Here is a 15,307-nt window from a genome sequence, read left to right as displayed (position 1 = left end):
CAGACAACGGTCCCTTTGTTCAGACTGGAGAAACTTGAACTTGGAAGGCAACGAAAGTGCTGAGATTAGAGAATATCGTCAAGGACTACGAAACTGGTGAAGGCCACTTCCGGGCCTTGAACGGAGTGAACTTGGAGTTCTCAAGAGGTGAATTCGTTTCCGTAGTCGGACCTTCGGGTTGCGGTAAGACAACCACCTTGAACATCATCGGCGGGCTGGATCACTACAGTGGCGGTGATCTGATCATTGACGGGAAGTCCACAAAGGATTTTGCCCCAAGCGATTGGGATGCATATCGCTGTAACTCGGTTGGGTTCGTATTTCAGAACTACAACCTGATCACGCATTTGTCCGTTCAGGACAATGTCGAATTGGCCCTGGTTCTTAACGGTTCTAGCAAAAGCGAAAGAGCAACAAAAGCGGCCGAGGCTTTGAAGCGCGTCGGGCTTGCGGATCAGGCTAACAAGAAACCTAACCTTCTCTCAGGTGGGCAGCAACAGCGTGTCGCCATTGCGCGTGCCATCGTCAATGACCCTGATGTGATCCTAGCGGACGAGCCAACTGGAGCGTTGGACAGTAAAACCGCAGTTGAGATCCTGGATCTGATTACGGAAATCGCCAGAGACAAGCTCGTCATTATGGTCACGCACAGCCGTGAACTTGCAGAGGCCTATTCCAGCCGGATCGTTGAGATGCTCGATGGTCAAATTTCAAACGATACTGTCCTTCGTAAAAAAGCGGTTCAGGCAAGTCAGACAACTTCCGGCATGAACATCGGCGGATCGGCGATGGACCACGCGACAGCGCTAAAGCTGTCGTTCAAGAACATCATGACAAAATGGAAGCGCACACTGGCGGTCGCCGCGGCGGGCAGTATCGGGATCTTTGGTATCGCGCTGGTCCTGTCGATCCAGAACGGGGTCAGTAAAGAGCTCGATCACATGCAGAGCGCCATGTACGCCAGCATGCCAGCAATCAGTATCAATGATGGGGATGTGATTGCCGCGACTGACGGTCCGGGCGGAAGAAGGCCGACGCGAAAGAAGCGAAGCTCAGACAATGTTGTGGTGCCCTTTGATCCTGCCAGTCGGCGAGTGATCCATCAAAACACGCTGACCGAAGAATATTTAGCCTATGTGCAAGATCTGGACCCCAGCCTTTATACTGATTTCGTTATCAGCTCAGATCTGGAGATGAATATTCTCACTCAAAATAACGGCAAGCTGGCTGCCTCCACCTCCGATGAGGCAGAGTTTACGGAACTGTTCGATGAGGCACAGATGCTGACGCTGGGCCGCATGGTTCATGGCGATTTTCCACAAGACTATACAGAGGTACTTCTGGTTATTGATGATGACGGAAAGGTCAATGAAACCGCGCTGTCCATCATGGGGCTGGACACTTCTGCGTCAGAGATTGACTTTGGCGCTATCACCGGCAGCACTTTTGTAATTGCCCACAATGATGACTTCTATACAGGCAGCGCGGCCGATGGCTTTGCCATCACTAACGATTTGTCGGCTTCCTATGATAGCGGCCTTCCGGTAAAGGTTTCAGGTATCATGCAGTTGAACGATCCGGGCAACCCCCTCTCAGGGCTTGCCCATTCCTTCCCCGAAGGGATCGGATATCTACGTACGCTTGCGGATCATGTCCACCAGAATGCCAAAGACAGTGCAATTGTCACCGCACAGCGTGCCGTTGATTATAGTGTGCTGGATGGGTTCCCGCTGACTTCAAATGACAAACGAGAGCTTATTCGCAAACTGGGTGGGTCGAACATTCCAGGGTCAATCAGAATCTTTGCCGCGGATTCCGCTTCCAGCGTAGCCATCAAAGACCACCTGAATGCCTGGCCGGAGACCTCGGAAAACGCCGCCGAGATCGTCTACACTGACAAGGCGGCGGCTGTTTCGATCAAGATCAACACCATGATGGGTGGCATCGCCATGGTTCTGGGTGGGTTTGCGGCCATTTCCCTGCTCGTATCATCTGCCATGATCAGCATCATCACGTATATCTCAACGATGGAGCGGACCAAAGAGATCGGCATCCTGCGCTCGCTTGGAGCACGCAAAGTTGACATCGCGCGTGTCATCAATGCTGAAACGACGCTGGTTGGTCTGGCCGCTGGTGTGATCGGTGTGGTATTTGCCTTTCTGGTTTCAATAATCGTGAACCTCGTGGCGTGGGCGCATTTCGGCATGGGCAGCATTTCCAGCCTGCCATTGCTTCACGCAGTATTGCTGATCGGCTTAAGCGTGTTTGTTACCGTCATTGCCGGGCTATTCCCCTCGCGCATTGCGGCGAACAAGGGCCCGGTCAAGGCTTTGCAGACCGACTGACCTGATAACCTACGTTTGCAGCAGGTGGCCTTGTCGCCTGCTGCAAGAAACTGATTCGACGAACGAAAGTTAACATCTTCCCCGCCCTGAAGGACGAGGATTTCCCATCAAACGGCAGCGGCATCGAGCTGCTGCCGTTTAAGTCGAGTTGACGCTTCTCAGGCGGCCGATGCCGAAGCCTCCACGTCCAGCAATGGGGTGTCCCCCCGCCGGTAACTTTCCGGGTTCAGAGCCCGGTCCAGGATATCGCGTGCCGCATTCGTGTTGACCTGGTCCCCTGAAATGTCCGGCATTTAGAGTTAACCTGTTTTCCAACTGAGGAGACAGGCGATGAAGAGAAGCCGTTTCAGCGAAGAACAGATCATTGGTATTTTGAAAAAGCACCAGGCTGGTGCTGGGCGCGAAGGAGCTGTGCCGCAAGCATGGGATCCTTTGACCGGCAGGTTATTGCGCAGCAATGACCGAGAGGGGGCGATGCGACGTTCTACAAGTGGCGCTCCAAGTATGGCGGCATGGAGGTGTCAGACGCGCGGCGGCTGAAGACGCTGGAAAGCGAGAACGCCAAACTGAAGAAGATGCTGGCCGAGCAGATGATGGATGTGGCGACACTGAAAGAGATGCTTGGAAAAAACTTCTGAAGCCTGGTTCGAGGAGGAACGCTGTGAACTGGGCGATGAAGACCAAGGGATACAATCAAAGACGCGCCTGTGCGTTGGCCGGGATCGATCCGCGTGTGTATCAGCGCAAGTCGAAGCGTCCTGCCGACAGGGAACTGCGGGCGCGGATGAAGGAACTGGCGTCCGAGCGGCGTCGGTTCGGCTATCGACGGCTGCATATCTTGCTGAAGCGCGAGGGATGGCAAGTGAACTGGAAGAAGCTGTATCGGCTCTACCGCGAAGAAGGGTTAACGGTTCGCAAACGGGGCGGACGCAAGCGTGCTGTCGGCACCAGAACACCGATGGCGATCCCGCAAGGCCCAAACCAGAGATGGTCGCTCGACTTCATGTCAGACGCGCTTGAAGACGGGCGCAGGTTCCGTGTGTTGAATGTGATCGATGACTTCAGTCGGGAATATCTGGCCGCCGTGGTGGACACATCCATAGGTGGGGCAGGTGTCGCCCGCGAGCTGGATCGTATCGCTGAACTGCGCGGCTATCCCTGCATGGTAGTCAGTGACAACGGCACAGAACTGACCAGCAATGCGATGCTGAAATGGCAGGAGGACCGCAAGGTCGGATGGCACTACATCGCCCCCGGCAAGCCCATGCAGAACGGCCTGGTCGAAAGCTTCAACGGGAGGATGCGAGAGGAGTGCCTCAACGAACACCTGTTCCCGTCTCTGCGCCATGCCTGCCGCATGATTGCGGCATGGCGCGCCGACTACAATCACAACCGGCCTCACTCCAGCCTCGCTGGCCTGACGCCAATAGAATATGATAACCGGTCAAATGGAGACCAAAACCTGGACAGAGCTAACACTAATTAGCGGACTCCAAGGGGAGCAGGTCACGTCAAACGTATCCCTTTGCATTCTTATGCTTTCAGCGCGGCTTGATCCAAACGCGGAAAGCCGCCCGGAGGCGGCTGTAAGTAATTGGCATTGCTTGGTAATATTTGGTTACGGGAGCAAGATTTGGCCTTTGGCGAACGGAAGAGACCGTTAAATGGCGGTAGCCCGATTGCAGAGGGTCATTCCGCGACGGCGGTGTTTTCGACAGTGGCTTTGCCGGTCTCGAATTTCCGCCGTAGTTCTTCGAACTTCGCGCGCTCCTTTGCTTCGCGCTCCGCCGCCCGCTCAGCCTTGCGGGCGTCCGAGGCTTCCGCCTTGGCCGCATCGTAGGCTTCTACGATGGCCTCAACTTCCGGAGGGCACTGCGGATGCTCCATAATGGAGCGGCGGTCCTTAGAGGATGCAGCACAGGCCAGGGCTGCGACGACCTCAATGCGGGTCTGTTCACCGAGTGTCGGCAACACCGCCGCAAAGTTTTGACCAATGGCATTGGCAAAAGACAAGGCGCGGTTCAACTCATTCACTGCGGCCTTTGCCACGACGCCGGATTGAATCGCCTGGATGGTGCGACGCGGGTCAGTTGAGACGGCGGCGGCGGCAGGTTGCGTGGTGTTCGACGCCACGGCTCCGAGGAACTGACGGTGCAGGTCGTTGTGGTTGGGCTTGGACATGAGGATCTCCTTTTTTGGTCCAGTTTGGGGCAACCGCTGGCGTTGCATCTTGGAAACAACTGCGGCTAAAAATTATCTCGCAATCTTTCCGGCGATGTGGTCGCCAAAATCCGGATTTTCTTCGGAAGAACTTCGCAAACCACTGTAATCAATAGATTCATTTTTCATCCGAGGCATCCCCTTTGGGCTTTGCTGCGTCTGATCGGCCTGCTCCCTCGCCCAAATGCCCACGCTTGAGCAACAATCTCCGCAACCCCACAACCTGCTTGCTCACGGTCCTCCATGTCGTTCCCAAGCCCTCACGAATGGTCGGTGGAAGATCCTTCACGACATCCAAGAGCGCCTCCTGCGTGGTTTCGATCTCTGCGAACTCGTCCCTCAGGCGCTCCTCGGCCTCGCCTCGCGCAAATTCTCGCATCGCAGACCAGGCACGACCGAAGAGACCCTCTGCGCGCTGCCGCCCCTTCCGCGACTTGGCGACGCGTTGGATAATCGGTTTGGCGTGGTCGGAGGCCTTGCCAGCTTCTGTCACGGCCAAGCGCGGGGGGCCGGAAGCATCCTTTACCTCGAAGTAATTTGAGGCGAGGCCTTCCGCGACTGCGAGCACCGCATCGGCTTCATTCGCCGCCCTCTCTGTGGCAGCTTCGCGCGCTGCCACCGCCACCGTGCGCGCCTCCACTTGTGCTGCCTCCGCCTCCACGGCCTCTTCGCGCCCATCGAGCTCCGAAGCCCGCGCGTTCAGCTCAACGCGTTCAGACCATAGTTCCGCCGCAACCTCCTGCCGCCATTTCCATGTCGGCTTGTGGTTGACCGGGTCTGGCCCTTTCATACCCGCAGTCCTCGCCTGCCGCGCGGCGAAAGCCCGCGCTTCTCCCCGCGCTAATCCGGCCTGGGCGAACCAAATCCCCGCAATGTCTTGGGCGTGCTCATAGGACCGGATCGCGTCGTGTTTGGATGGGATCAACATTGGCCGACCGTGCTGATCCTTGCCCCGGGGCAGGATCACGGCATGGATGTGATAGGTTTTCTCATCACGGTCAGCGCGGGCGTGCACCACGTCCTCTCCGAAGTTGTAGGTCAGCCAGCCGATAGCGAGATCCTCAAACTGCTTTTCCCGCCTGCGCTTTGCCATCATGCCGCGCCAGGTGGACTGATCCCCGGCAGACTCGAACCAATCAGCATGGGCGGTGATGATGACTTCGCGCATCGGGCCATGTTTCGAAGGCCGCCAAGGATCCTTCGGGCCTTCAATCATGCGCTTTTCGATTTCACTGACACGCTTCCTTTTCTTGAGCTTCGTCAACTCGTTGGCAAAGTTCTCCATCCGCATGTCGTCGATCTCTGCGAGGGTATCCTCAGCCCAACTATCGCTACCGATCAGGATCTTATTGAAACGGGTTCGGCGTGGCTCGAACTCGTTCCGATCCATCTGCCTTCGAAGGCGATGAAGTTCGAAACGGGACAGCTGCTCCGGGCGCAGGCCCTCAAAACGCAGAACGATGGGATGGTTGTTGGTCGCCATTTTTGATCTCCAGAGGTTGAGATCAGAAAATGGGTCGATGTTTTGGCGGGCCGGAGAAATGTGTTGAAGCTGGCGCAAACGGAGGCGCAGGGTAAAGTACTCACTAAGTAGACCGCACTCCGGCACCTATGGTGCCTATGTTCGGTCTACCCGCTCGCCCGGGGCGCTGCCCCGGAACCCCGCCCGCCGGGGGCGCCTATGCGGCGGACACTCCTGCGCGGAGGGCGGCAAGGAGGACGTTCCGCACTCTCCTTGCAACCTCTGCTCCCAGGAGAGGTCGTTCCGCACTCCTCCCCCAAACCCCCGCCTGCTCGCAGGGGCCGTTCGCCACCCCCCTGCACCCCTTGGCCTTTGCACTGAACGCAGCACAACGGAAGCCAAGAAGACATTCTCCGACGTGCTGGAATGCTGCCACGCGGGCCGTTTAAGAACACATTCTCCGCAAGTGCGAACCAATGGACGCTTCGACTTGGCACATGTTGCCCGACGAGACGGAAGCGAACGCCAACATGCAGGTTAATATCGGCGACTCCCGACCTTACTTCCCCGCGTAGGTCAACTGTTCACCATCAGTACCCGCGAAAACTTCGCCCGCCTTAAACCATCGGCGCGTTCGGACATGCGACTTGATGTATATTCTGCGGAATGGCTCAGCGCTACGTTGGTATCGGGAGCTATCGTTGGAGTTCATAGCATTTAGCAAGTCTGAAACCACCTGAGCGGTCACCTTGCCAAGCCGAACTGGAACCGCGTTTCCGATTTGCTTATATTTTTCAGACGTTTTGCCGCAGAAAACCCACTCGTCCGGAAACTCTTGAATGCGTGCATACTCTTTTACGGAAAGGGTCCGAACGTAGTCCGGGTGGCACAGCGATGTGCTTGCGTGGTTTGGCATCGTGACAAGAGTCGGGCAAGGAAAGTCCCAGCTCAAACGCCGCCACCAGCCTGAGCGTCCACCTTTTGCAAACCAAGCCCGCCCCATTGATTCTTGCTGCACTTCGACTGGCAGAGATCGCCAATTCCCGCCCTCTGGAACAAGTGAAAGAAAGCGTTTTTTCCTTGGGCTAAAATCCATCAATTCGAGATCATTTTCTCGGAGGTCGCCTATTGCATCACGCAAGGTTGCCCACGGGACGAGTTCGCCACCTTCTCGGCTGAAGAGATCATGCTGCTCGTTACTGGCACTGACTCCATGAGTCGGTTGTGGAAACTCGATTTCAACCCCAAAGGAGTTACCGATGAAGACTACGCGTTCCCGAATTTGAGGTGCGCCATAGTTCGCGGAGTTGACCTCAAACGCGTCCAATCGATACTGGCCATCTGTCTTTTCCCTGAGGTCATCGACAAACTTCGCAATGACTGATCCGGGAACTTCTTCGTCGGTGAGTTCTCGGCCACCTTTTTCCGGCCGCTCAGCAATAGGGCGGTGTATGAGCGCGGCGGACATTAAGCCCCGCACATTTTCCATCACAAATACTTTGGGACGGAGTGCAACAACAAATTCGAGGTACCTCCAAAGAAGGGTTCCTCGTCGATCCTGAACCGATTGCCGCCGCCCCGCTGTACTGAATGACTGACAAGGCGGGCCGCCTACAAGGAGGTCAAGCTCACCGGGTTTGATGCCAACTTCATCCATCAACGCTTGCGGGGAAAGTTCAAACAGATCACGGCAGAAGACCTTTGGGTTTCCTTCGAAGTGCCCTTGCTTCGCATTCGTCCGTATAGTTTCGCACGCGGCCTTGTCTACTTCGACACAAGCGAGGATCTCGAAGTCGCCTTGGAGCTCAAATCCAAGGTCCATCCCAAGCGCACCTGAGAACAGAGAAACAACAGACTTTTTTCTGGACTCTGGCAAGTGATTGTGTCTCCTAGGGGGCATTATACTAAGGCAATGGGTTTACGATTTTGGCGCGCGCAACGCAACGATACAATTTTTCGACATATGCGGTTCCGGTGACCCTTTCGTTGACCGAAGTGCAGAATTTTCTCAACGAAACAACGTCTCCGCAACGCACGGTCAAGTTCCAGCAGATTGCCCAACTGAGTACTGCGCTCGAGACCAGAATGCGGCAGATTAATGCTCGGCCTCCTGCCATCGACGGCAAGTCGACCAACCCGTTTGTGCTTGCGGCCTATGCAGAACTGTTCGACGTCCAGCAGCTCAGACAAGTCGACGACATTGTGGCCGCTGCTAAGGTCTTCTCAAGTATTGAGACAGCGGCTGGCCGTGTGGTTGAAGACGTCATTCCTCCATTCTTTGGGTGGCAGCAGGTTGACTCACCCGGTCACACTGTCCTGTCCGAGATCGACAGCGCAAGGGTAGTGGGTGACACAGTCGAATTGGTAGCATTGAAAAGTGGTCCAATGTGCATCAATGATTCCATGGTTTCCCAGATTGCCAATGCTGTTTCCAACAACTGGATTGATTGGAGTAAACATTGGGGCGTGGACAAAGTTCGATATATCGTCGGGATGAACTACTCGACGGCCAAAAACAGCAACAAGAAGGACTGGCATATCGTCCGACTTTCTGAACAACGTGTTGCTGCGCAGGGAGTGAACGTTTCCAGCAGTTGCATGACGCCTGACGAGAGACGCCCTATCGCAAGCTCATTTTTCCAAGCAGACAAAGACGACAAGGAGCTGCGCGTAGAGACGTTACAGGGGCGAGCTCTTTGGGCGCACATAGGCGATTCAGATGACGCGTTTTTGCAAGTTTGTTGGGCCATGGCGAAGTGTCTGAATGCCGAGGCCGTGCCTCCAGGAGGCAACTATTCGACTGGTGAAATGCGCGAGATCGTTGACTTCGCTTCCCGATTGCATGTGCCCCACGTCAGCGATGCTGAGAAGCAGTGGCTGGTTCTATTTGCTCGGCATTTCGTGGACAAACTGGAAGCCAACGAAGCTGCTGGCGGTTGTCTCATCTGATCACCAAGAGAATGGCTGCCGCTGTTCTCCGCCCCCGAATGAACACCCCTCACTCTTCCCTCGGGTCGGTTTTTGCCGAGAGGGACACCCTCTCGGCGCTCTCCCGTTTTTTCGGCTTCGGCTCAGCCGCGCGTTTGTTGTGACGCGCAGCTGAGCTGAAGCCTTTTGCTTTGGCTTTTCCCGCTGGTGTCGTTTCCCACGCCACAGGAGGCCACTTTGTATCACCATCCTCACCCCTTTTCCGCAGCGGAAGGTCAGTCGTCACTTCAGCGCGGCGATGTCGTGCTGTTCCGCTTTCCCCTCAACGACGAGACCGCCGAACCCGGCGTCCCCAAGCGGCGGCCGTGCCTGGTGCTCAACACCCTGAGCAGCGGCGACGATCGCTTTGTCGAGATCGCCTATGGCACCTCGGCAGACACCCGCGCCAACCGCGGCTACGAGGTCATCGTCAATCACCCCGCCTCGCGCGATACGGCCGGATTGTCGAAGCCCACGCGGTTTGTCGGCGCACGGCGCATCATCGTGCACGTCGATCACAGCGGCTTTGACGGCCAGACCGATGGCCCGGAGATCATCGGGAAGCTGGACGCGCCTCTTTTGGAGCGACTGAACGCTGTCCGGGCCCGGATCCAGGCTGAGGCGGACACCGCTGCGCGCCACCGCGAAGAACAGCGCGCAGAACAGGTGCGATGGTAACACGAAGCGCGCGGTTTCCGATAAGGAACCGCGCTTTCGCGTCCCACACACCATCTCAAACCAACACAAGGAAAAGACCAATGGAAATGCCATTCAAATCCGCCAACGAGATCACCGCTATGGCCGCGTCCTGCTTCCCGCTTGCACGGGCCGCTGCGACCGGGATCGAACAGGACGTGCTCGAACTCGTTGCACCAAAAGCAAAGCGTGAGGCCAAAGCCCTTCTGGCTGTCCTGCGCCGTGGTGCAATCTTCGAGAAGGGCGTCCTTGCGATGCTGCACGGGCTGGTGAGCGTTCTGGATGTCCAGGTCCTCGAAGGAACCTATGTGGAGACCCACTACGACCACAGCCCCGAGAATGTCTCAGAGGAGACGAGCTGGGGCAAGGAGCGGCTGACGCCGGAAGCTGACCGCCTGGCCAACGCCGTGGCGGTTCTCTTCGAGCTCTATGCGACCCTCGCAGCGGTGCACGACATCCTGAAGGCCGAGAAGGCCTTGGAAGCGCTGCGCAGTACGGCCTGACAGAACACGCGGGCCGGAACACCCGCGTCAGGGCGCGCCGACGAACCTTCTGCTGCTACAGGTGTCGGCGCGCCCACAAAGAAGAAGCCCGTGCAGGTCATCCCCGCACGGGCTCATCAATCACACGCGAGAGCACGGTCTCGCCGGTCTGTCGGTTTTCGGTGTCCACAGCCGAAGGAGAAGCCCATGGCCCTCACGAACTTGATCGATCTCATCGCCGAAGTTACCACCAAGCGGGCGGCCCGGGAGGCCAAGGCAAAGGCGGACACTCCGGACGAGGTCAGATCACACTGGACCCTGATTTTGGCCAAAACAAGGAACCTGCACCGCCTTTGGTTACGGTAACCGTGTTTTGGGCGAGGCTGGACAAAACCGCTACCAGGCGCAAGACTTCGACGCGCCCGCCTTTTTGGAAAGTATTGAATGCTGCACGCCGCCAAGCCCCTCCGCGTTGCGATCTATGCGCGCTACTCGACAGACTTGCAGAACCCGACATCGATCGATGACCAGGTGCGCCTGTGCCGCCAACACGCGGACAGACAGGGCGGCTGGACTGTGGTGAAGGTCTTCCAGGATGTGGCGATCAGCGGGGCGACACGCGGCCGTCCGGGCTTTGACGCTTTGCAGGACTTCATAGCTGATGGCGGTTGCGACATCGTCCTGTTCGAGCACCTCGACAGGTTGGCGCGCGACCTTGAAGTATTGATGCTCTTCTACAAGAAGACCCGCCACGCCGATGTTGAGATGCACCAGCTCCATCGTGGCAAGCTGGGGATCTTTGACATCGGGATTCTCGGCACCTTCGCACAGCTGTTCCTGGAAGAACTCTCACACAAGACCCGTCGTGGCCTCATCGGCCGTGCGGAGGCGGGCAAGAACACTGGAGGACGGGCCTACGGCTATCGCTCGAAAGCGCTTCCTGAGCGCGACGGAAAGTCGGACGGCAGCGTCATGGAGATCAACCCCGAAGAGGCCACCATCGTGCGCCGCATCTTCACGGAATACGCCGCAGGCAAATCCCCGCGCCAGATCGCGGCCGACCTCAATGCGGCTTCCGTCCCTGCCCCGCGCGGACGCGGCGCAGGCAGCGGTCACTGGAAGGCCAACACGATCTACGGCCACCGGGCCCGCGGCACAGGTATTCTCAACAACGAACTCTACACCGGGCGCCACGTCTGGAACCGGCAACGCTATTCCAAACACCCCGAGACCGGCAAACGCGTCTCGAAGCCCAATCCGCCCGAAGACTGGCTGATCACTGAGAAGCCGGAGCTGCGAATCATCGATGAGACCCTCTGGAGCAAGGTGAAGGAACGCCAAGAGGGAATAGACGGCCAACGCACACAGGCCGAAGCCGGGGGCCGCTCCGGAGCCGGTGCCGCGCAAAGCGCGCGCAGACGGAAGTATCTGCTCTCAGGACTGTTGAGCTGCGGTCAGTGCGGCGGCAACCTCACTGTTGCGGGCAAAGGCGCGCGCCGACGCTATTACTGTGCCAACCATAAAGAGAAGGGCAAGGCCGTCTGCACAGGCATGCCCGGCCTGTCCGAGACCGACGCCGCCGAGAGCATCCTGAGCGGTCTTCGCACTGGCCTGATGCAAGACGCCGCCTATGAGGATTTTCGGAAGAAGTTTGTCGAGAAGATGCGAGCCCAAGAGCACGAGACTGGCGAGACCCTGCGTCGCCACGATGAGCGGATCCGGGAAACAGAGAAGACCCACGCCAACCTCATGCGCGCTGTCGAGGGTGGGGCCTTCTCAGAGGCGCTGATCGAGCGGCTGAATGTGGTGGATACCGAGCTGAAGGCCCTGCAGGCCGAGCGGGAGGCCCTTGTTCCCACTCCCATCGATCTCCCCGAAGACCTGCCCGCCCTCTACAGAACCTACGTGGCTGATCTCGCAAGCACGCTATCGGATGAGGTAGTGGCAGGCTCCGCTGCTGACGAACTCCACACGTTGATCGACACGGTCGCTGTGAGCTGGAATGAGCAAAAGGAACATCATGAGCTTGAGATCCAAGGTAAGCTTCTGGAACTGCTGAGCTTTACGGACAGCAAAAAGGCCGCGACCCTTTCGGGTGCGGCCTGTTCGCTAAAGCTGGTTGCGGGAGTAGGATTTGAACCTACGACCTTCAGGTTATGAGAGCGCTTAGGGCGTCTCGCACCCTCTGCCCAGATTTGCGCCCACCTACCCTATCTTATTGGTATCGCTCATTTTTCATTGACGCCAAACTTCACCGGCTTCTACCTCTTACGCCAAGATATGCGTTCATTTGCTTCCACAGTGCTTCCACGGAAGCGGAGCAGAGAGGAGACCGGACATGCCAAAACTGACCAAGCGAACCGTCGAAGCCCTCATGCCGGAGGCCAAGGATTACTTCCTCTGGGACAGCCAGATTGCGGGCTTTGGCGTCCGGGTCATGCCGTCCGGTGCAAAGACCTATCAGGCCCAATATCGCGAGGGTGGCAGAACCCGGCGTGTCTCGGTTGGGCGGCATGGCAAGATCACCGTTGAGGAGGCCCGTAAGCTGGCCAAAGAGATCATGGGGCAGGTCGCCAAGGGTGGAGAACCCCGCCGAGGAACTCTCGCAGCACCGCAAGGCTCCTACCGTCGCTGCGCTCTGTGAGCGCTTCTTTGAGGCCCACACCAAGGAACGCTGCAAGCCCTCCACCCAGAAGGAATACCGACGCGCCATTGATCTTTTCATTATTCCGGCCATCGGCAGTTTCAAAGTGGTTGATGTAGAGCGCCGGGACATTGCCGAGTTGCACCACAAGTTCCGCGACAAGCCCTATCAAGCGAACCGGACGCTGGGGGTTCTGTCAAAGATGTTCAATCTGGCTGAAATCTGGGGCCTGCGCCCGGATGGCTCTAATCCCTGCCGCCACGTCCCGAAGTATCGCGAGGTGAAGCGGGAACGCTTTCTCAGCCAGCAGGAATTGCAACGGCTGGGGCAGGTTCTGACCGAGGTGGAACGCGAAGGCAGCGAAACGCCGCATATGGTCGCCGCCTTCCGCCTGCTGATCCTGACCGGCTGCCGATTGGGTGAGATCCAGACCCTGAAATGGGACTATATCACCGCCAACGGCATGGAACTGCCGGACAGTAAGACCGGCGCGCGGCGCATCCCACTGCCCCAACCGGCGCGGGATGTGCTGGCCCGCCTGCCGCGCAGCCCCGGCAATCCTTATGTGATCGAAGGAAAGCTACCCGGACAATATGCCACCGATCTCCAACACGCATGGCGGCGCATCCGAGACCGGGCGGGCCTTTCTGGCGTGCGCATTCATGACCTGCGCCATACCTACGCATCCAATGCGGTCTCTGCCGGAATGCCGATCCAGATGGTCGGGCGATTGCTGGGCCATACCCAGATCCAAACCACAATGCGCTATGCGCATCTGGCGGATGATCCGGTCAGGCAAGCCGCAGAAGAAAATGCCGCGCGCTTGGGGTCTCTGGTCGGGGATATTGGACGTCCGAGGTTGCGGGCCATCTAGCTGGGCGTTGCTATACGTATGACGCGAGACCTGCGCCCGATCCATAAGTTACGTCGTGGTGGTACGTTACGTATACGTAGGGGATATTTTCCACCCTGCCGTGTGCTTCACGCGTTACGTTACATTACGTAGGATGGATGAGGCCGCGCACCAAGACCAATTGCCTATGTATCCTATTGCCGAAACGCTCTGACAGACATTTGAACAAAGACATAAGAGACCATCATGACCACGCCCATTCTGGCACTTTGGCAACGCGGCGTTCGCCTGAACCAAGCGCCCTATTCCTTCGCCCCCAAAGCCGACAAGGAAGAACACCAGCGCCTGCATAAAGTATCTGCCATCGACGCGATGGCAGCATCCGTAGACAACTTGAAAGCAGAGGGGCGATACGGCCCTAGTGCCTTACAAGAAATTCTGGAAGGACCGCAAAAGATCCTGTCCGCGCGGGCCGAATGGGATGATCGAATGCGCACGTTCATCTTGTATCATCTGAAACAGGGCAATCTGTTTGGGTATGGGTTCGAGCCACCCCGCAAAATGGACAGCCAGCCCGTCGAGATCCCAGCATCCTATTGGAACGGTCGTATGCAATGGGACAAGGCCAGCCTGTCGTCTCAAGGGCTTAAGCTTATTGAAATCCGTGTTGTCTCGCGACAGCTACGCGACACCGTTCTCAACGTAAGCAATGAGGATCATACCGCCCCTCCAGCGGCTGGCCGCCCCACAGTTGGACCCGCTATCAAGGCCGCATTCACAGCCCTTCAAGAGGCAGGAGAAATCGACGTCGACGCCTCCCAACAATCCCACTATCCGAAGGTCCGAGCATGGCTGAAACAGAATGTTCCGAACCTCAGCGTGCCAGCTGAGGAAATCTCAGACAAAACCATGCAGAAGAATTTTTCACATTATTTCAACGCCTTAAGAAAATCCTCCAAACTATAAATCCCTTGCGGTTTTATAGGAGTATTTAGAGGAAATCAGTTGAGCGAAGACTGGAGCATCAAATCCAACAACGGAACAAAATGATGCTCAACACTGAAATGACCCCCGATGCCAACGCCGCCGCTCAAGACTACTTGAACGGCTTTATTGACGAGAAAACCACCGCAGATTTCTTGTGTCAGAGTGTCCGCACCATCCAGAAATGGCGCGTCACCGGCTATGGCCCCAAGTTCTATAAATCGCGCCGGTCTGTGCGCTACCGTCGTAGCGACCTCTTGGAATGGGCCAACGGTCGTCGCCACGGCAGCACCAGCAGCTACAGCGCCGCATGAGTTTTGCCCGCGTTGGGGTTGGCAGCGCCGCGCGGGATTTTGGGGCCGGATGGCTTCCAGCAGGGCGCGGGCGAAACAGTCTCGCGCCCTTTCTTCATTCAGATACAGGACAAACCACCATGGCAAATCAGCCTGCACAGAAATTCAAAATCGGCCTCATCACGGCCACCGTCTGGCAGAATGACGGATTCTATTCCGTTGACCTGTCGCGCAGCTATAAGACCGATACGGGCGAGTGGCGTAATAACGGCAGTTTCCACCATTCCGACCTTCTCAATCTGGCCAAATGCGCGGAACGCGCCGAGATCTGGATTGGCCGTCAAATATCTGCCAAATGATC

General features: G+C 57.3%; 12 protein-coding genes and 2 pseudogenes. 11 read left to right on the top strand and 3 right to left on the bottom strand.

Annotation, left to right across the window (positions count from 1 at the left end):
- The first annotated feature begins 56 nt into the window (after window positions 1-56).
- Window positions 57-2,345, top strand: coding sequence for an ATP-binding cassette domain-containing protein (locus L0Z65_RS01640; protein ID WP_405110172.1), 2,289 nt, complete (start codon window positions 57-59; stop codon window positions 2,343-2,345).
- Between the two features lie 330 nt (window positions 2,346-2,675).
- Window positions 2,676-3,831: pseudogene (locus tag L0Z65_RS01635) on the top strand (IS3 family transposase).
- A 203-nt stretch (window positions 3,832-4,034) separates the two neighbouring features.
- Here the strand turns inward: L0Z65_RS01635 and L0Z65_RS01630 are convergent.
- The 3 genes from L0Z65_RS01630 to L0Z65_RS01620 all read right to left on the bottom strand — a co-directional run bounded on the left by L0Z65_RS01630 (window position 4,035) and on the right by L0Z65_RS01620 (window position 7,927).
- Complete coding sequence (locus L0Z65_RS01630; protein WP_405110169.1) at window positions 4,035-4,526, bottom strand: hypothetical protein; 492 nt, start codon at window positions 4,524-4,526, stop codon at window positions 4,035-4,037.
- A 157-nt stretch (window positions 4,527-4,683) separates the two neighbouring features.
- Entirely contained in the window at window positions 4,684-6,174 is a 1,491-nt protein-coding gene (locus tag L0Z65_RS01625) for a plasmid recombination protein (protein WP_405110166.1), read from the bottom strand.
- Between the two features lie 412 nt (window positions 6,175-6,586).
- On the bottom strand, window positions 6,587-7,927 hold the full coding sequence (locus tag L0Z65_RS01620; protein ID WP_405110164.1) for a DNA cytosine methyltransferase: 1,341 nt from the start codon (window positions 7,925-7,927) through the stop codon (window positions 6,587-6,589).
- Between the two features lie 86 nt (window positions 7,928-8,013).
- Between L0Z65_RS01620 and L0Z65_RS01615 the strand changes: the two genes are divergently transcribed.
- The 9 genes and pseudogenes from L0Z65_RS01615 (at window position 8,014) to L0Z65_RS01575 (ending at window position 15,305) form a co-directional block, all read left to right on the top strand.
- Complete coding sequence (locus L0Z65_RS01615; protein WP_405110161.1) at window positions 8,014-8,976, top strand: hypothetical protein; 963 nt, start codon at window positions 8,014-8,016, stop codon at window positions 8,974-8,976.
- A 216-nt stretch (window positions 8,977-9,192) separates the two neighbouring features.
- Entirely contained in the window at window positions 9,193-9,672 is a 480-nt protein-coding gene (locus L0Z65_RS01610; RefSeq protein ID WP_405110158.1) for a hypothetical protein, read from the top strand.
- Window positions 9,673-9,752: 80 nt separating this feature from the next.
- On the top strand, window positions 9,753-10,193 hold the full coding sequence (locus L0Z65_RS01605; protein WP_405110155.1) for a hypothetical protein: 441 nt from the start codon (window positions 9,753-9,755) through the stop codon (window positions 10,191-10,193).
- Window positions 10,194-10,379: 186 nt separating this feature from the next.
- Window positions 10,380-10,538 carry a hypothetical protein gene (locus L0Z65_RS01600; protein ID WP_405110152.1) on the top strand — a complete coding sequence of 53 codons (159 nt, stop codon included), beginning with the start codon at window positions 10,380-10,382 and terminating at the stop codon, window positions 10,536-10,538.
- A 78-nt stretch (window positions 10,539-10,616) separates the two neighbouring features.
- The gene (locus tag L0Z65_RS01595) at window positions 10,617-12,332 is read left to right on the top strand and encodes a recombinase family protein (protein WP_405110149.1); all 1,716 of its coding nucleotides are present in this window, start codon (window positions 10,617-10,619) and stop codon (window positions 12,330-12,332) included.
- Window positions 12,333-12,510: 178 nt separating this feature from the next.
- Window positions 12,511-13,690 (top strand): annotated as a pseudogene (locus L0Z65_RS01590) (tyrosine-type recombinase/integrase).
- Window positions 13,691-13,915: 225 nt separating this feature from the next.
- A complete protein-coding gene (locus L0Z65_RS01585) occupies window positions 13,916-14,635 on the top strand; it encodes a hypothetical protein (RefSeq protein WP_405110146.1) in 720 nt (239 codons plus the stop codon).
- Between the two features lie 83 nt (window positions 14,636-14,718).
- Entirely contained in the window at window positions 14,719-14,967 is a 249-nt protein-coding gene (locus tag L0Z65_RS01580) for a helix-turn-helix domain-containing protein (RefSeq protein WP_405110144.1), read from the top strand.
- Window positions 14,968-15,086: 119 nt separating this feature from the next.
- Window positions 15,087-15,305 carry a hypothetical protein gene (locus L0Z65_RS01575; RefSeq protein WP_405110141.1) on the top strand — a complete coding sequence of 73 codons (219 nt, stop codon included), beginning with the start codon at window positions 15,087-15,089 and terminating at the stop codon, window positions 15,303-15,305.
- Window positions 15,306-15,307 lie beyond the last annotated feature (2 nt).

The organism is Phaeobacter sp. BS52 (assembly GCF_045040595.1).
Taxonomy (GTDB): Bacteria; Pseudomonadota; Alphaproteobacteria; order Rhodobacterales; family Rhodobacteraceae; genus Phaeobacter; species Phaeobacter piscinae.
This window is presented reverse-complemented; position numbering and strand designations above follow the sequence as displayed.

Bases quoted from the DNA above. Each gene is read 5' to 3' on its own strand.
- L0Z65_RS01630 (WP_405110169.1), bottom strand. From the start codon at position 4,526: ATGTCCAAGCCCAACCACAACGACCTGCACCGTCAGTTCCTCGGAGCC.
- L0Z65_RS01620 (WP_405110164.1), bottom strand. From the start codon at position 7,927: ATGCCCCCTAGGAGACACAATCACTTGCCAGAGTCCAGAAAAAAGTCT.
- L0Z65_RS01605 (WP_405110155.1), top strand. From the start codon at position 9,753: ATGGAAATGCCATTCAAATCCGCCAACGAGATCACCGCTATGGCCGCG.
- L0Z65_RS01600 (WP_405110152.1), top strand. From the start codon at position 10,380: ATGGCCCTCACGAACTTGATCGATCTCATCGCCGAAGTTACCACCAAG.
- L0Z65_RS01595 (WP_405110149.1), top strand. From the start codon at position 10,617: ATGCTGCACGCCGCCAAGCCCCTCCGCGTTGCGATCTATGCGCGCTAC.
- L0Z65_RS01585 (WP_405110146.1), top strand. From the start codon at position 13,916: ATGACCACGCCCATTCTGGCACTTTGGCAACGCGGCGTTCGCCTGAAC.
- L0Z65_RS01580 (WP_405110144.1), top strand. From the start codon at position 14,719: ATGCTCAACACTGAAATGACCCCCGATGCCAACGCCGCCGCTCAAGAC.
- L0Z65_RS01575 (WP_405110141.1), top strand. From the start codon at position 15,087: ATGGCAAATCAGCCTGCACAGAAATTCAAAATCGGCCTCATCACGGCC.